A 16,861-nucleotide genomic window follows, 5' to 3' on the forward strand; every position below is an offset into this window, starting at 1 on the left:
GGAGTCACTCGGGGATGAAAATTTTATTGGCAGAAGATCAGGCCATGGTCAGGGGCGCACTGGCTGCACTCTTGAGCTTAGATGGTGAATTTGAAATCACTCAAGCGTGTGACGGAAATGAAGCCCTATCTCTACTCAAAGCCAACCGCTATGATCTTCTGCTAACCGATATTGAAATGCCGGGATTAACCGGGCTGGAACTGGCCAAATGGTGCCAGCAGCAAGAACCCGTAATTAAAGTGATCATTCTCACCACGTTCGGCAGAGCCGGTTACATTAAACGCGCTATAGAATCTGGTGCCGGAGGCTTCTTACTCAAGGATGCCCCCTCTGACAGCCTTATTCATGCAATAAAACAGGTGATGGCTGGTAAGCGGGTCATCGACCCTGAACTGGCTATCATGGCCATAGGAGATGAAATTGATCCCCTCAATGACAAAGAGCGCCGTGCACTTCGTCTAGCCGCAGAGGGAAAAACAACCGCCGAGATAGCCACCAGCCTCTTCATCGCCGAGGGCACTGTGCGTAATTACCTCTCGGAGGCCATCGGCAAGCTCAACGCCACGAACAGAATCGATGCCGCCCGGATCGCGAGGCAGAAGGGCTGGCTGTAAAGGGTTAAATCGGCCCTAACATTGCCATCATGGGTTTATCTGATAGTATATGTATATAAATACAGTGTTTGAGTGTTTCGCTCAGATAACATTCAACTGATAAAATGGGTAGCGGGCGTGAAGAGACTCGATCTTGTTCCTGTCACAGATCTTAAGGGCGTTGCCAAGAAGATGGCCGAACGTCTGGCTAAGCTCGGCATCATCACGGTACAAGATCTACTATTCCACCTACCACTAAGATATGAAGACCGTACTCAGATATACCCAATAGCCTCACTCTATCCAGGCAGTTACGGCACCATAGAAGCCGTGATCCAGTCCAGTCAGATCATCCAGGGGCGTAAGCGCATGATGACCTGTACAGTACGAGATGACACTGGCTACTTAACCCTCAGGTTTTTTAATTTTTCTGTGGCGCAGAAGAATGGCTTAGTCAATGGTACAAGCATCAGGGCCTATGGTGAGATACGTCGCGGCAAACATCAGGCCGAGATCATTCACCCTGAATACAAGCTGATTCACGAAGATGCCGATCTGGTGATGAGTGAAACGCTGACGCCTGTGTACCCGACAACCGAAGGCTTAAAGCAGGCAAGTTGGATAAAACTGACAGACCAAGCCTTAGCCATGCTCGACGAGGGCGGTTTGCAGGAACTACTCCCACCTCAGCTGCAACCGAACAATCTGAGTCTCAATGCGGCCTTACAGCTATTACATAGACCCAATAACCAGGTTTCCCTGTTCGATCTGGAACAAGGTCACCACCCGGCGCAGCTACGCTTGATCCAAGAGGAACTTCTGGCCCATAACCTGAGCATGCTCAAGTTACGTCAACGCAGCAATCGCGACCATGCTGTGAGCCTGGTCGCAACGGGCAAACTACTCAACCCTTTCCTGAAGGCACTGCCATTTAACCCCACTGGGGCGCAACAAAGAGTCGGCGTTGAAATCTGCAGCGATCTCGAAAAAAACTCACCTATGATGCGCCTGGTTCAGGGGGATGTTGGCTCGGGGAAGACGTTAGTGGCAGCCTTAGCGGCATTACAAGCCATAGAAAATGGCTATCAGGTAGCTATGATGGCCCCTACTGAATTGTTAGCCGAGCAACACGCCGATAACTTCGCTCTCTGGTTTGAACCTCTCGGGCTAAAAGTCGGCTGGCTAGCCGGTAAAATAAAGGGCAAGGCCAGAGCACAATCTTTACAAGATATTGAGTCCGGTGCGGCTAATATCGTTATCGGCACCCATGCCATATTCCAGGAGCAAGTAGTCTTCAACAATCTTGCCCTGATCATTATCGATGAACAACATAGATTCGGCGTTCATCAACGACTTGGCTTACGAGAGAAAGGCATCAGCCAGGGCTTCCACCCTCATCAGCTGATCATGACCGCCACGCCGATTCCACGCACCTTGGCCATGACCGCCTATGCCGATCTCGATACTTCAGTGATCGACGAGCTGCCGCCCGGGCGAACTCCGGTGACAACCGTAGCCGTTGCCGATATGAGGCGCGATGAAGTAATAGAGAGAGTTCGCCATGCCGCCACCCATGATGGCAGGCAGACCTACTGGGTATGCACCTTGATCGAAGAGTCCGAAGCTCTGGAATGTCAGGCGGCAGAAGATACCGCCGCAGAGCTGACATTAGCACTACCCGAACTCAAGATTGGCTTGATCCATGGGCGCATGAAGTCCGCCGAGAAACAGGCCATTATGGCCGAGTTCAAATCTGGCGAATTGAACCTTCTGGTTGCCACCACAGTCATAGAAGTGGGAGTCGATGTTCCTAATGCCAGCCTGATGATCATAGAAAACCCGGAACGTTTAGGCCTGGCTCAATTGCATCAACTCAGGGGACGAGTCGGGCGAGGCGCCGTCGCCAGTCACTGCGTACTCATGTATAAGGCCCCCTTGTCACCGACGGCAACCAAGCGATTGGGGGTACTTAGGAGTAGCAACGATGGCTTCATCATAGCCCAGAAGGATCTGGAAATAAGAGGCCCAGGCGAAGTATTAGGTACCAAGCAGACTGGCATTGCCGATATGAAAATTGCCGATCTGGTTCGAGACCAGGCGCTGATCCCCCACATTCAGAAGCTAGCCGTGCATATCATGGAGCAGGTCCCGGATAATGTCGATGGCATAGTGCAACGTTGGCTAGGTGATCGAGAGCAGTACGTTCAAGCTTAGAGAACAGGCATAAATCCGTTAATTTTTATTCGATTAATTATTCTTTAATTCGGCCAATACCTATAGACATGGCCGCTAAATTTTGCAAAATGGAGAAGCCCTCTTTTTGGTACTCCACCTTATACCATTCCGAGTAAGTATCTGATCATTCAGCGGGAGTTCAAAGCGCTGTAGGCAAGGCGGATGTTTGAAGCTAATAGTTATTCTATATCGAGAACATTCAACGTAGCATAAAGGGCTTTGAAACCCGCACTGCGTGAGGCTCTCAATGTTTCCACTTCTGTGTTGCATTGACTTAAAAGGGAATAACCATTTCCTCATCAATGCGCCTTGAATTGAAAAAACTGAGAGTCTCTGAACTGACCAGATACTTATATGGAATGGTATTAGAACCGTCACCTCCTGTAACCGAGTCCTATTTATAAAAGGTATTACATGCAAGTCAATCAAGAAGATAGAATCGCGCCACAAGAGAAGTCAGCGAATACCAATACCTTAGCCATTGTTGCCGTTGCGGTTGCTGCGATCATTGCAGGAGGTGCCTATTATTACTTCCAAGCCGGTGAACCTGAGCCTGTGCCGCAGCCTCTTGAAATAGCAGACATCATTGAAGAGCCCCTGGTAACGGTTGCTGATATTCCGGAACCTGTGATCGAAGAGATAGTAGAAACTGAAGTCATTGAAGTAGAACCTCAAGTTCAAGTGGAGCCTCTGCCAACGTTAAGTAACAGCGATGGCTATGTACATAAAAAAACGGTAGAAATTGCCGATGGCATGAAGATCGAGCCTCTGTTAGTCGAGAAAGATCTGGTCAGACATTTCGTGGTCTTCGTCGATAACTTAGCCCAAGGTGAACTGGCACGAAAAGTGAGCCCACTGAAGGCACCCGACAGAATCTTCACCGTTTCTGACATAACCAACAAGACCTATCTTAATCCCGATAGCTATCACAGATATGATCTGTACGCCAATTTCGTCGCCAACCTGGATGAACAGCAACTCGCAGCGACCTACAAGGAGTTAACGCCTTTGCTGGGAGAGGCATTCCAGGAGTTAGGCTATGGTGAGATGAGCTTCAATCAGAGGTTACTACAGGCGATCGACATCATGCTGGCGGCACCTGTCATAGAGCAGCCCATTGAGTTAGATGGTGTCAGCGTAAACTATCAATTTGTCGACCCTCAGCTCGAAGCACTACCCAACGCTCAGAAACTCCTGGTCCGCATGGGTCCGGAAAACACTAAGAAAGTGAAAGCGGCGCTGCGTAAGCTGAAAAAGTATTTAGCAGGCTAACCCTAACAAACTGACCCGCGGCTCTGACTGCGGGTTTTAACACTTCAGACTACACAAGTGTATACATATCAACAACACCTGTATCTCAAAACACTTCATCATCTCAGTTAATCTAGTGTAGAATAACGCCAAAATGACAATTAACTGGCTCGGGAACTGACTAGGTCATCCCTTGATTTAACTGGTTATATTCTCAATCTTTATTAGTAGTGTCAGAGGCATTCCGTTGCAGTTAAGGTTTAATATTTGTTCTTGGGGAGCCTGGTCCCCCCGATATCAGCAACCCCAAGATTGGCAGCATTGGCAAAGTTCCGATGATCACCAAAGCTCCTCTGTGCCTGATGCACCTAAATTAGCTCAAGTCCCTGCGATGAAGCGACGACGCTATAGCGCCTTGACTAAGATGCAACTCGAGGCCGCATTTCAGGCCGATGCAGCTAATTCATGCCGCACAATTTTTGCCTCCAGGCACGGAGAGTTACATCGCACCATAGGCTTACTGGATAACATAGTAGAAGAAGAACCTCTTTCTCCGACGGCCTTTAGCCAATCAGTGCACAACACAGCAAGCGGTATTTACAGTATTCTTACGGATAATCGAGCACCATCGACTTCTATCGCCGCAGGTGAAGAAAGCTTGCCACAGGCGCTTATCGAAGCATATGCTCAACTCTATGAAGATTCAACGCCGGTATTACTCGTCTTCGGCGATCAGCCTGTGCCTGACATATACACACATTTTGTTGATGAAATTGGCCTTCCCCTCTCTCTCGCCTTAGTTCTCAAGCGATACGATGAGACATGTGCAAAACCGCAATTAACGCTCAGTCAGACCCGGGAAGTGAAAAATATTAGTTATGGTGAGCTAGTACACAGTTTGTCTGTTGCCAGGCCTCTAGCCGGTAATTTGGGTAACTATCATTGGCAACTCAGCTTTGACTGACACGCCTGCTGTCAGATTAACAGGATTAGCCTATATTCCCAGATGGATTGGGGGCGTCAGTTGTTATATCACCTTTGGTATCGGCGGATTGCTGAGCTCATTAACCATCTTACCTCTGTTGAGATTCTGGCCAGGCACAGAATTAGAGCGAATCCGCCGTGTACAGAAAACGGTGCACATCATGTTTCGCGGTTTCGTTTATATGCTGAGCTGGACTGGGGTCATCAAGGTTAGTCCTGATAATATAGCGCGTCTCGCCTCGGCTAAAGGAAGAGTGGTGATCGTTAATCATCCCACCCTAGTCGATGTGGTAGTGTTGATAAGCTTGATGCCCAACGCGGGCTGTATCGTTAAACAAGGGATTTGGCGAAACCCTTTCATGCGAGGTGTGGTCGCCTGTGCCGGCTATATCCCCAATCGAGGCGCCGAATTACTACTCGAAGATTGCAGACATGTGCTAAAAAGCGGGACCAATTTAATTATTTTCCCCGAAGGCACACGCACAGTCTTAGGCACCAGCATTAACAACTTTGCCAGAGGCGCCGCCAATATTGCACTGAGAACCAAGACAGATTTATTGCCTGTGGTTCTTCGTACCGATGCACCAGGCTTGAGTAAACAAGAAGCTTGGTATCAAATACCCCGTCGCACCATAGGCATGCGAGTCGAAGTAGGCGAAACCATCGACCATATCAGGTATGATGCGATTGCCGGTGGCGATGCGAAAATGGCACGTCAACTGACACGGGATCTGGAAGATTACTTTAAAACGAACTTAGAAGATGATGAAACTACATAACGAAATAAAACAATTAATCATAGATTGCCTGGATCTCGAAGATGTCACTATCGATGACATCGATACCGAGGCGGCGCTATTCGGTGAAGGCCTGGGACTAGACTCAATCGATGCCCTGGAGCTTGGATTGGCAATCAAGAAGCAATTCGATGTCAAAATCGAAGCCAATTCAGACGCCACTAAGGCACATTTTCATAGCGTGTCGAGTCTGGCCAGCTTTATCGAATCACAGCGAGCTTAGGAGATATTATGCAAAGCCGTGAACAAATACTGCAAGCCTTAACTCGCATCTTAGTTGATGAATTTGAGATCGATGAGGCTGATATATCACCATCAGCTTCCCTATATGAAGAACTCGATCTGGACAGTATCGATGCTGTCGATCTCGTCATCAAGCTACAACAGATGACAGGCAAGAAGATCAAACCTGAAGAGTTTAAAGCCGTGCGCACCGTAGACGATGTGGTTTCAGCCATCGAAGGACTCGTCGAAGAATAATGCGGTTATTTTTGCAAATAGTCACAGGTATTCTGCTGCTGGGATACCCTTTAGCAGTCTATTTCGGACTCAACTATTTGCCTGCTGGCACCATAGCTATGGTGCTTTGTTTCATCTTAATTCTACGATTATTGATTCAGAAGCAACAAGTCAAAGCCATGATCTTGCCTATCATAGTAGGCATAGGGTTAACGGCGGCGAGTTTTATTGCCAAACGGCATGACTGGTTACTCTATTATCCTGTGGTCATAAACCTCAGCATGCTGATGCTGTTTGTTTACTCTCTAAAGTTAGGCCCCAGCATGATAGAGAGGCTAGCAAGATTGAAGGAGCCCGAACTTCCGGACGAGGCGATTCCTTACCTGAAAAAAGTCACCCAGATATGGTGTGGCTTATTTGTTTTTAATGGGTCAGTGGCTTTATACACGGCACACTACGCCTCATTAGAGATCTGGACACTGTATAACGGGCTCATCGCCTATCTGCTTATCGGTTCGCTACTGGGTGGCGAGTGGTTGTATAGAACTATTTGGTTGAATAAATCATGACAGAGTTACTCAAATCTTGGTTATCCAAGGGGCCTTCGAGCCAACAGCTTATCAGTTTTAACCATCATGATATTATCACTGGCGGTGCATTCACCAACCAGGTTGCGAGTGTGCATCGGCAGCTGATCCAATCACCTTGCCGACGTTGGTTATTGGCCTGCGATTCCAGTGACCTGTTTGCTGTCGGTTTATGTGCCGCACTACTTGCCGGAAAAGAGATCATCTTACCTGCTAATACCCAAGCGGGTAGCTTGAGTGAGTTGACCCATAAATTCGATGGCGTGATTTCAGATAAGGCCTTATGTGAAGGTAAGGCTTTAGTCATGCTTAAAAAAGAGCTCTCATCGGCTACAAGCCAATGGCCGACTAGTGAGAAATGGGGCGAGTTGGTGCTGTATACCTCAGGAAGTAGTGGCCAGCCCAAAGCCGTCCGTAAGTCACTCGCTCAATTAGACGCCGAAGTCACCGTATTAGAGCACACGTTCGCCAAACATTTGCCTCAATGTAGCGTGGTATCGACGGTTTCACATCAACATATTTATGGCTTGTTGTTCAAAATCCTCTGGCCATTGGCCGCCGGGCGTCCCTTCTTGAGTGATATCATCGAATATCCGGAGACCCTGACCTACTACACCAGCCTGTTCCCTAATCTATGTCTCATCAGCAGCCCGGCTCAGTTGTCCCGTTTGCCTGAGTCTCTGGACAACGAGAAGCAGCTGAGATCACCCAGCTTAGTCTTCAGTTCCGGCGGTCCATTGAGTTTCGACGCGGCTCAAGGCATAGCCCATTGTTATGGACGTCAGCCCATCGAAGTTTTCGGTAGCACGGAAACCGGTGGTATCGGCTATCGACGCCAGATGAGACAAGATCAACCATGGCAAGCCTTTGCCAATGTTGAAATATCACAAGACCCCAAAGATGGCGCCCTCACCGTCAAGTCCCCCTATTTAGAAGACCAGGATTGGCTTAGATGTGAAGATAAGATAACCCTCATCGAACCTGGGCTGTTTCGACTGGAAGGACGCCTGGATCGCATCATCAAGATCGAAGAAAAACGTGTCTCTCTGGTGCAGATGGAGACATTACTCGAGAGTCATCCCCTCGTCAGTCATGCCGCCTTGGTTATGTTAAACCAGCCACGTATGCAACTGGGCGCCGTCATCGAACTATCGAAACATGGCAAGGCCCACCTCGAGAGTGAAGGCAAGCTGAGCCTGAACAACTTGCTCAAGGCCCAGCTGTTGAGCCAATTTGAACGAGTGACCTTACCCAGACGTTGGCGCTATCCGGATCTGCTGCCCGTCAACAAACAAGGGAAACGCATTCAGGCAAAGCTAACCGAGCTCTTCGACCATGATTAAATCCAGTTTGCCTCAGATCCTATCCAAGAGCAGTGATGGCGATGCCATCATATTTCGCCTCTTCATAGCCGCAAATTTGCCATTTTTTAATGGTCACTTTCCCGATCAAGCCGTGCTCCCAGGCGTGACTCAACTGGATTGGGCCATTCGCTTAGGTTGTCAGCATTTCGGCTACCCACGAAATATTGCCACCTTAGAGGTGCTCAAGTTTCAGCAATTGATGTTACCGGACTCGGAAGTGACCCTGGAGATCAGCGAGAACAAGGCAAAGACCAAGTTAATTTTCAGTTACTTCGATGGCGACAAACGCTTCGCATCTGGCCGTCTTGCACTCGCGACTCAATCAACACCTATTTGTGAGGTCAACTGATGCAAGTTGCATTAGTCATCCCCAATTACAACCATGTTGTCGCCATCGAGGAAACCCTCGAGAAACTGGCACATCTTGAGCTGGCTTGCTATTTAGTTAACGATGGCAGCGATGATGCCACTCGCCACCTGCTGACATCTCTAGCCAATCGTTATTCTTGGGTCACCCTGTTGCACCACCCCTTTAACCGGGGCAAAGGCGCCGCGGTTACCACAGGGTTGAGAGCCGCCTACAAGGATGGTTACAGCCATGCATTACAGATCGATGCCGATGGCCAACATAATTTAGACGACATTCCGGCCATGCTTGCTCAGGCCGAAGAAAAACCAGAGGCACTCATATCCGGCTTACCTCAATATGATGAGTCTGTGCCTAAGATTAGATTTTACGCCCGCTACCTCACCCATTTTTGGGTCTGGGTTGAGACCTTAAGTTTCGATATCCAGGACTCCATGTGCGGTTTTCGAGTCTATCCTCTGGCTGTAACCGAGCAGATTTTCCTCACCAGTGCCTTGGGCGAACGCATGGATTTCGATACCGAAATCATGGTTCGCTTGCACTGGCAAGGCGTTCAAATCATTCATCTTCCGACCCGAGTCATCTACCCCGAAGACGGCATCAGCCATTTTCAGGGCTTATGGGATAATTTACGTATTTCAGCCATGCATACCCGCCTTTTCTTCGGCATGCTAAAACGCTTGCCTCGCAAGATTCTAGGAGGCGGCAATCGAGATGAATCAGACTCTCACTGGTCAAGCATAGGCGAGCGAGGTAGTTACTGGGGCATCAAGTTGCTGGCATCTAGCTATAAACTCGGTGGCCACTGGCTCTGTCGCGCCATCATGTATCCGGTGATCTTGTATTTCTTCCTCACCGGGCACAACGCGAGAAAGGCCTCCCTCGAGTTTCTCAACAAGGTGAAAAAATTCGATCCCGAGCACCCTCAACTGCAGGGTGACTTGGGATGGCAGCACGGCCTCAAACATTTCTTTGGCTTTGGTAATGCGGCACTAGATCGCATCGATGCCTGGTGCGACCGCATCCAACTCAGCCAGGTAGACTTTCCTAATAGAGCCCTGCTGGCAGATCAGCTCGAAGCCGGTCAGGGCGCCGTATTACTGGTGTCTCACTTAGGTAATTTAGAGCTATGCCGCGCGATATCGGTTCACCAAAAAAAGGTGAAAGTGAACGTCATGGTGCTGACAGACAATGCCGAGAACTTTAACCGGGTGCTGAAACAGCTGAACCCGGATAGTTCAGTCAACCTGATCCAGGTCAGCGAACTCGGTCCCAGCACCTCTATGCTACTGCAGCAGAAGATAGAAGACGGTGAACTGGTCGTCATAGCAGGAGACAGGACCTCGTCCAACAGCCAAGGACGGGTCATATATGCCCCTTTCATGGGAGAACCAGCCCCCTTCCCTCAGGGGCCCTTTATTCTTGCCGGTCTGCTCGATTGTCCTGTCTACCTTATGTTCTGCTTACGGGAACAGGGCCGCTATGTGGTCCACCTGGAAACATTCTCAAATACACTCAAAGGCCCCAGAAAAGGCCGCATGCAAAGGCTCGAAGAAGCCGTCAATCACTACAGTGCTCGACTCGAATATTTTGCACGGCGAGAACCCTTGCAATGGTTTAATTTTTTTGATTTTTGGCATAACGATGACGACATCCAACGCGCCAACTCTCAGGGTAAAGATAGGACAGATAAATAGATGACTCAGAATAATCAACCAAACCCAACGGACATGATTGTTCAATTTGGTCACAGGGCATTAACCCTGGAAGATGTGGTGGCTGTAGCCAAAGGCGCTAAGGCAAAATTAAAAGATACAGGCGATTTTCAGACCTATATCCAGAAGGGTGCTCTCTTCATCGATAGCCTGCTCAATGAAGAAGGCGTCGTCTATGGCGTAACCACAGGCTATGGTGACTCGTGTACTGTCACGGTCGGACTCGATCTGGTTCACGAACTGCCTTTGCATCTTTCTCGCTTTCACGGTTGTGGACTCGGTGACATCCTGAGCACAGTACAAGCCAGAGCAGTTATGGCCTGTCGTCTCAGCTCTCTGGCCATTGGAAAGTCTGGCGTGACCTATGAACTGCTGCAGCGCATAGAGACGCTACTCAACTTAGATATTATTCCTGTGATCCCCGAAGAGGGTTCAGTCGGTGCCAGTGGTGACCTCACCCCCTTATCTTATCTTGCCGCCGTGATTGTGGGTGAGCGCGACGTGATCTACCAAGGCGTACGTCAGCCGACTGCCGATGTCTATGCCAAGCTTAACATCAAGCCATTAAAGCTACGTCCCAAAGAGGGATTAGCTTTAATGAACGGCACAGCCGTCATGACAGCACTCGCCTGTCTGGCCTTTGACAGGGGTCAGTACCTGTGTCGTCTGGCCAGTCGCCTCACTGCCATGGCTTCCCTCACTTTGAAGGGTAACTCGAACCACTTCGACGATATTTTATTTGCCGCCAAGCCTCATCCGGGACAGAACCAGATAGCCGCCTGGATCCGCACAGATCTCAATCACCATGAGCATCCGCGCAATTCCGACAGGCTGCAGGACAGATATTCCATTCGCTGCGCACCGCATATTATAGGTGTGATGCAAGATGCATTGCCCTTCATGCGCCAGTTTATCGAGACCGAGCTTAACAGTGCCAACGACAACCCAATTGTCGATGCAGAAGGTGAGCACATACTTCATGGTGGTCACTTCTACGGCGGTCATATCGCCTTCGTTATGGACTCGATGAAGAACACAGTCGCCAACATCGCCGATCTTATCGATCGTCAATTGGCTCTGGTCATGGATCCTAAGTTCAACAACGGTCTTCCCGCTAATTTATCGGCGGCGACCGGAGCCAGACGCTCCATCAACCATGGCTTCAAGGCTGTACAGATAGGTGCATCCGCCTGGACCGCCGAAGCCCTGAAGAATACCATGCCAGCCAGCGTATTTTCCCGCTCCACCGAATGTCACAATCAGGACAAGGTGAGCATGGGCACCATAGCCGCGCGAGATTGCATGCGGGTATTACAGCTGACCGAGCAGGTAGCAGCAGCGGCCTTGCTGGCTATGACTCAAGGGATCAATTTACGTATATCACAAGATGAACTGTGCCAGTCTTCACTTACCTCTTCGTTGGCGAAAACCTTAGATCAGGTCAAGGCAGATTTCGAGCTGTTAACCGAAGACAGGCCACTAGAGTCTGTGCTTAGACAGACGGTAGATAAAATCCAGGCTGGTGAGTGGGAAGTCTGTTCATGACCTCAATGTCCAGCAAATCCATCTTAACCACAGAGCTGGAAATCTTGATCCCCTTTCATGATGTCGACTCCATGGGGATCACCTGGCATGGCAACTATCTGCGTTATTTCGAGATGGCTAGGTGTCAGCTGCTGGATCTGTTCGGATATGGCTATCGTGAAATGTTAGCCTCGGGCTATTCCTGGCCAATCGTAGATCTACAGATAAAATATGTGCAACCTAGCACCTTCGATCAAAAAGTGAAGGTGATAGCCTCCTTGGTCGAGTGGGAAAACCGCCTGAAGATCAACTACCAAGTCAGAGATCTAGCCAGTAATAAACGTCTCACTAAAGGTTATACCATCCAAGCCGCCGTAGATAAAAACAATGAGCTGTGCTTCGTGACTCCGACCGTATTCAGGCAGAAGCTAGCCCAGTTCATTCCCACTCTTGATATCGACAGCGCTCAAACTGAAAGCATTAAAACTAAAAGTACTGAGGGGAACGGTCGATGATAGACATTAATTTCAGCTCTCGAGAGCGACTAACTCCGGCGCTATTACTACTATCGACTCTGTTACTCTCACTCTTGGCCAGCAGCCCAGTTCAGGCTAACACCAGTGAATTATCTGTTGTCAGTGCACAAACAGCCAAGTTTGAGGCTCTGTTTCAAGCTGAAGTAAACAATCAACAGATAGAGAAACTCAGCAAGAGACTCGAATTGAGCCAACATGCCAAGGGAAAGTTTACTCAATACCGAAGTCTCAAGGTGCTTAAAAAACCTTTGATTAGCAAGGGGAGTTTTATATTCGATGCCCAACTGGGTCTGGTCTGGAGTCAAGAGGCTCCCTTCAAATCCACCTTAATACTCAAGGATGATGCATTAATTCAAATCGATAGTTCGGGTAAGCAACAGGTCTCTCAAACCCGCGGTAATCAAGGAGCCGGCGCCCTGGCGCAGACCTTGCCAACCCTGCTAAAAGCCCTACTCGGTGGAGAACTGCAGACCTTAGATGAGCACTTTAGCTTTTACCTGCTGGCAGCAGATCCACAGGCACCCTGGACACTTGGCTTGATCCCCAAAGATCCCTTGATGCTAAAAGCCATCCCTCAGATGATATTAGAAGGTACCAATCAGATCTCGGCGCTCACATTAGTTAGCGCTAATGGGGACACCAGCAGAATCGAATTCGAAGAGATCAACAATGCTCCCTTGACTGAGGCGGAGTTAGAGCTAGTTTCACCTGGTTTCATTCAGGAACAAGGCAAGCCTTCTCAAGCCATCACCGAGCCCGAACTTAAACCTAAGCAGGCATCATGATCGATAAGTTCGCCACTCTGCTGAGCCAATATTCGGCAAAATTTAAATTCTCCATCTGGCTAACCATGATGTCCCTCATTGTGATTATCGGTTGCTCACTCTGGCAAGGTGGCGCTAGAGTTCAGAGTGATATTTTAGCCATGTTGCCAAATGTTCAGGAAGATCCCCTCACAGATATCGCCCTGTCGCGGGTAGAAGAACAGCTATCAAACTCCATCTACCTTGGTTTTGTTGCCGATAACCAGGCACAAGCTATCCAAGCTGCACAAGGGGTGATGGCAGAACTCAATGAACAGGGGAAAGGCATCTTTGTCGACATAAAGAGCGCCGATATCAATCAGGCCGAGTCTCTCAATAACTATTATTTCCCCCATAGGTTTAGCCTGCTAACGCCAGATCAGGCTCAAACACTAGAGAGCGGCAAGCTAGATAGCCTCATAGGACAAGCTCAACAGCAACTCTATAACGCATTTAGCTACGCAACCAGCGGCCTGCTAGCCAATGATCCCCTGCTACTCTATCCGCAAAACCTGCAAGCTTTAGCTCCTAAACAAGCATTAGAAGTACATCAAGGTATTCTGATTGCCAGGCTGCCGGCAGAAGATTCAAAGGTCAAAGTGGCTGCCATCGTCATGGCAAAAGGAGTCGGCAGCGCCTTCAATCCTAAGGTGCAAGATCGGCAGATGTCGGTACTCACCCAGGCATTCGAGCGGTTAGCGCTACAAGATACAGATATAGAGATACTCAGAGCAGGTGCACTTTTCCATGCCGCCGCCGCAACCCAACTCGCTAAGAGTGAAGTCACCAGCTTGGGTCTGGCCTCACTCATAGGCGTATGCCTATTGGTCTGGCTGGCATTTCGCTCCCTGATGCCACTGACCATAGCCTTACTGACCATCTCGACTAGCATGTTAGTCGCCGTCGTCATGACCACCTGGGTGTTTTCTGAGCTGCACCTGCTGACGCTCGTCTTCGGCACCAGCTTGATAGGCATCGCCATCGACTATAGTTTTCATTTCTATTGTGAGCGCTTGAATAAGCCTGATGCCAGTGCGACCCAAGTTATCCAACACATATTTCCCGCGATCACTCTGGCCCTTATCACCAGCGTCTTAGCATACTCCAGCATAGGTTTTGCACCATTCCCCGGCATGCAACAGGTTGCCGTTTTCTGTGCTTCCGGCCTCATCTCGGCTTATATCACTTTAGTACTTGCCTATCCATTACTGGCATCGGGCACCTTGCCTAAGGGCGAGAAGCAACTCAAATTAGCAGACCTATATCTACAAAGAATTAACACCCTACTGGTAAAGCTCCCAACTAAAGGCTTGAGCTTAATCGTTATCATCTGCTTATCGGTATCAAGTTTTGGCATACTGAGACTGACAAGCGATGATGATATCCGCAACCTGCAGCAGAGCCCACCTGAGGTACAAGTACAAGAGAACACATTGAGAGCTCTGCTCAGTGGTGGCACGGATAATCAATTTCTGTTAGTCAGGGGCGACAGCGAGCAAGCTTTGCTACAGCACTTAGAGGAGCTGGCCCCAAGATTAAACAATGCGCTTAATCAACAGCTAATTGGTAACTCATTCAGCCTGAGCAATTATCTCCCAAGTCATCACAGGCAAGAGAACAATTATCGCCTTCAGGGTGAGATTTATCAGCAGAATCTAAACCAGGTTATTGACACTCTTGGTCTGGATGATGAGCTAGCCCCTCAGCTTAAACAGGCGTATCTGGCAGCCAAGGGGAATTATATCGATGCCAGCTCATTCTTAAGTTCGCAAGCAGGAAAACTCTTCGCCCCCTTATGGATCGCACCTTCAGCTGGTCAAGAAGAATTCGGTGCCATAGTCTTAATCGGCGGGATCTCAGATATAGATAAACTCAGTCATTTCTTCGCAGATTACCCTCATGTGCAGCTGGTCGATAAGGTCGGCGATATATCTAAGGTCATGGGCAAGTATCGTCAGCTGACCTTGATACTGCTGGCTGTGGCCATGCTGGCTGCAGTACTGATTTTTTGCAGCCGGTTCAGTATAAAGTTAGCCTGCCTGGTCGTTGCCGTACCGGCACTATCGGCGATTTTCACCTTAGCCATACTCGGAATAACGGGTGCCTCACTCACCCTATTCCATTCCCTGGCACTGATCCTCGTTTTCGGTATCGGCGTAGATTACAGTGTGTTCTTCGCCGAATCTAAACAACAGAGTCGAGGCGTAATGATGGCTGTGTTTATGTCGGCTAGCTCTACGATACTGGCATTTGGCTTACTGGCATTTAGCAGTACCCCAGCAATACACTTTTTTGGATTAACCCTACTGATAGGGATAGGTTTCACCTTTATGCTCTCCCCCTTTATTCAAACGTTTACAAGGACTGTTAAGTGATGCAAGCACCCCACTCAAACCCAGGCATACGAGCAAGTTACGACGTTGCAATTATCGGTGCCGGTCCATCGGGTAGCATTGCCGCCAGCCTACTCCACCAGCAAGGAAAGCGAGTCATAGTCATAGAGAAGCAAGATTTCCCCCGCTTCTCTATCGGTGAGAGTCTATTACCAGCCTGCATGAGTGTCATCGAAGAAGCCAACATGCTCGAGGCTGTTAACAATGCAGGTTTTCAGTTTAAGAATGGTGCCGCCTTCAGCTCTAAAGGCAAATATACCCACTTCGATTTCACCGATAAATTTTCCAGTGGCCCCGGCACTACGTTTCAGGTAGAGCGCGCAAGTTTCGATAAACTACTGGCAGATACGGCCGAGTCCCAAGGGGTAGAGATACGTTTCGGTGAATCGGTTCAAGCCATAGATCTGACTCAAGACCCGATACTAACCATAAGAGACCGCGAGGGAGAAGACTATTGTATTCAGGCTAAATACCTACTCGATGCCAGTGGGTTTGGTCGAGTGCTACCTAGATTATTAGATCTGGAGAAGCCCTCTTGCCTACCGAGCCGCACCGCCGTATTTACCCATATTCAGGATAATATCGACCCCAGTGCCCAGGAAAATGTCCATTTCGATCGGCAGAAGATTCTAATCAGTGTTCATCCTGAAAATAAAGATATCTGGTACTGGTTGATCCCCTTGAGTGACAGCAGGTGTTCATTAGGCGTTGTAGCCGAGCCACATCTCTTGGGGGATGCCGAAGCCGATCTGCAGACAGTGCTCATGGAGATGATAAAACAGGAACCAAACTTACACCGACTCTTAGCCAATGCCGAGGTAGTACGGGAATGCTCACTGCTCAAGGGATATTCCGCTAATGTCACCACCCTTGCTACCGACAAATTTGCCTTACTGGGCAATGCCGGAGAGTTTCTCGACCCCGTTTTTTCTTCTGGGGTAACTATCGCTATGCAATCAGCCTCCATGGCGGCTAAATGTGTCGTCAGACAACTCAATGGTGAAGAGTTGGACTGGGATAACGAGTACGCTAAGCCTCTTATGCGCGGCGTCGATACTTTTAGAACCTATGTCGAGGCTTGGTATGATGGCCGTTTCCAGGAGATCATATTTTTCGATGCTCCCGATAATAAGATCAAGCAGATGATCTGCTCCATCTTAGCCGGATACGCCTGGGATGAAACCAACCCCTTCGTGAGTGACTCGGCGCGTCGCTTAAACATGATTGTCGAATTATGCAGATAAGGGTTTCAT

The 16,861-nt window shown here is 49.0% G+C and carries 16 protein-coding genes; all 16 read left to right on the forward strand.

What is annotated here, in order from left to right; translation table 11 throughout:
• Window positions 1-14 precede the first annotated feature (14 nt).
• Entirely contained in the window at window positions 15-614 is a 600-nt protein-coding gene (locus FS373_RS28855) for a response regulator transcription factor (RefSeq protein ID WP_144048455.1), read from the forward strand.
• 117 nt (window positions 615-731) lie between these two features.
• Entirely contained in the window at window positions 732-2,807 is a 2,076-nt protein-coding gene (gene recG, locus FS373_RS28860) for an ATP-dependent DNA helicase RecG (RefSeq protein WP_144048456.1), read from the forward strand.
• Between the two features lie 435 nt (window positions 2,808-3,242).
• A complete protein-coding gene (locus FS373_RS28870) occupies window positions 3,243-4,100 on the forward strand; it encodes a DUF3014 domain-containing protein (protein WP_152831207.1) in 858 nt (285 codons plus the stop codon).
• Window positions 4,101-4,326: 226 nt separating this feature from the next.
• On the forward strand, window positions 4,327-5,043 hold the full coding sequence (locus tag FS373_RS28875; protein ID WP_144048459.1) for a beta-ketoacyl synthase chain length factor: 717 nt from the start codon (window positions 4,327-4,329) through the stop codon (window positions 5,041-5,043).
• On the forward strand, window positions 5,036-5,842 hold the full coding sequence (locus FS373_RS28880; RefSeq protein ID WP_144048460.1) for a lysophospholipid acyltransferase family protein: 807 nt from the start codon (window positions 5,036-5,038) through the stop codon (window positions 5,840-5,842). The genes FS373_RS28875 and FS373_RS28880 overlap by 8 nt, the downstream gene beginning before the upstream one ends.
• The gene (locus tag FS373_RS28885; RefSeq protein ID WP_144049151.1) at window positions 5,829-6,083 is read left to right on the forward strand and encodes a phosphopantetheine-binding protein; all 255 of its coding nucleotides are present in this window, start codon (window positions 5,829-5,831) and stop codon (window positions 6,081-6,083) included. Before FS373_RS28880 ends, FS373_RS28885 begins: the two co-directional genes overlap by 14 nt.
• 8 nt (window positions 6,084-6,091) lie before the next feature.
• The gene (locus FS373_RS28890) at window positions 6,092-6,340 is read left to right on the forward strand and encodes an acyl carrier protein (RefSeq protein ID WP_112350979.1); all 249 of its coding nucleotides are present in this window, start codon (window positions 6,092-6,094) and stop codon (window positions 6,338-6,340) included.
• Window positions 6,340-6,888, forward strand: coding sequence for a hypothetical protein (locus FS373_RS28895; protein ID WP_144048461.1), 549 nt, complete (start codon window positions 6,340-6,342; stop codon window positions 6,886-6,888). Before FS373_RS28890 ends, FS373_RS28895 begins: the two co-directional genes overlap by 1 nt.
• The gene (locus tag FS373_RS28900) at window positions 6,885-8,249 is read left to right on the forward strand and encodes an AMP-binding protein (protein WP_144048462.1); all 1,365 of its coding nucleotides are present in this window, start codon (window positions 6,885-6,887) and stop codon (window positions 8,247-8,249) included. The genes FS373_RS28895 and FS373_RS28900 overlap by 4 nt, the downstream gene beginning before the upstream one ends.
• Window positions 8,242-8,619 (forward strand): thioester dehydrase, encoded by a 378-nt coding sequence (locus FS373_RS28905; RefSeq protein WP_144048463.1) that lies wholly within the window; start codon window positions 8,242-8,244, stop codon window positions 8,617-8,619. The genes FS373_RS28900 and FS373_RS28905 overlap by 8 nt, the downstream gene beginning before the upstream one ends.
• Entirely contained in the window at window positions 8,619-10,334 is a 1,716-nt protein-coding gene (locus tag FS373_RS28910; RefSeq protein ID WP_144048464.1) for a glycosyltransferase family 2 protein, read from the forward strand. The genes FS373_RS28905 and FS373_RS28910 overlap by 1 nt, the downstream gene beginning before the upstream one ends.
• Window positions 10,335-11,897: an HAL/PAL/TAL family ammonia-lyase gene (locus FS373_RS28915; RefSeq protein WP_144048465.1), complete on the forward strand. Its 1,563-nt coding sequence runs from the start codon at window positions 10,335-10,337 to the stop codon at window positions 11,895-11,897.
• Complete coding sequence (locus tag FS373_RS28920) at window positions 11,894-12,391, forward strand: acyl-CoA thioesterase (protein WP_144048466.1); 498 nt, start codon at window positions 11,894-11,896, stop codon at window positions 12,389-12,391. Before FS373_RS28915 ends, FS373_RS28920 begins: the two co-directional genes overlap by 4 nt.
• Entirely contained in the window at window positions 12,388-13,197 is an 810-nt protein-coding gene (locus FS373_RS28925; RefSeq protein WP_152831209.1) for an outer membrane lipoprotein carrier protein LolA, read from the forward strand. The genes FS373_RS28920 and FS373_RS28925 overlap by 4 nt, the downstream gene beginning before the upstream one ends.
• Window positions 13,194-15,590: an MMPL family transporter gene (locus FS373_RS28930; RefSeq protein ID WP_144048468.1), complete on the forward strand. Its 2,397-nt coding sequence runs from the start codon at window positions 13,194-13,196 to the stop codon at window positions 15,588-15,590. The genes FS373_RS28925 and FS373_RS28930 overlap by 4 nt, the downstream gene beginning before the upstream one ends.
• Window positions 15,590-16,852, forward strand: a complete 1,263-nt coding sequence (locus FS373_RS28935; RefSeq protein ID WP_152831240.1) for an NAD(P)/FAD-dependent oxidoreductase — start codon at window positions 15,590-15,592, stop codon at window positions 16,850-16,852. Before FS373_RS28930 ends, FS373_RS28935 begins: the two co-directional genes overlap by 1 nt.
• Window positions 16,853-16,861: the final 9 nt, after the last annotated feature.

This window comes from Shewanella sp. YLB-07, assembly GCF_009377275.1.

Excerpts from the sequence above, each read along its gene's own strand:
- FS373_RS28890 (WP_112350979.1), top strand. The coding sequence starts at position 6,092 with ATGCAAAGCCGTGAACAAATACTGCAAGCCTTAACTCGCATCTTAGTT.
- FS373_RS28895 (WP_144048461.1), top strand. The coding sequence starts at position 6,340 with ATGCGGTTATTTTTGCAAATAGTCACAGGTATTCTGCTGCTGGGATAC.
- FS373_RS28870 (WP_152831207.1), top strand. The coding sequence starts at position 3,243 with ATGCAAGTCAATCAAGAAGATAGAATCGCGCCACAAGAGAAGTCAGCG.
- FS373_RS28925 (WP_152831209.1), top strand. The coding sequence starts at position 12,388 with ATGATAGACATTAATTTCAGCTCTCGAGAGCGACTAACTCCGGCGCTA.
- FS373_RS28930 (WP_144048468.1), top strand. The coding sequence starts at position 13,194 with ATGATCGATAAGTTCGCCACTCTGCTGAGCCAATATTCGGCAAAATTT.
- FS373_RS28920 (WP_144048466.1), top strand. The coding sequence starts at position 11,894 with ATGACCTCAATGTCCAGCAAATCCATCTTAACCACAGAGCTGGAAATC.
- FS373_RS28900 (WP_144048462.1), top strand. The coding sequence starts at position 6,885 with ATGACAGAGTTACTCAAATCTTGGTTATCCAAGGGGCCTTCGAGCCAA.
- FS373_RS28910 (WP_144048464.1), top strand. The coding sequence starts at position 8,619 with ATGCAAGTTGCATTAGTCATCCCCAATTACAACCATGTTGTCGCCATC.
- FS373_RS28855 (WP_144048455.1), top strand. The coding sequence starts at position 15 with ATGAAAATTTTATTGGCAGAAGATCAGGCCATGGTCAGGGGCGCACTG.
- FS373_RS28905 (WP_144048463.1), top strand. The coding sequence starts at position 8,242 with ATGATTAAATCCAGTTTGCCTCAGATCCTATCCAAGAGCAGTGATGGC.
- FS373_RS28935 (WP_152831240.1), top strand. The coding sequence starts at position 15,590 with ATGCAAGCACCCCACTCAAACCCAGGCATACGAGCAAGTTACGACGTT.
- FS373_RS28915 (WP_144048465.1), top strand. The coding sequence starts at position 10,335 with ATGACTCAGAATAATCAACCAAACCCAACGGACATGATTGTTCAATTT.
- FS373_RS28885 (WP_144049151.1), top strand. The coding sequence starts at position 5,829 with ATGAAACTACATAACGAAATAAAACAATTAATCATAGATTGCCTGGAT.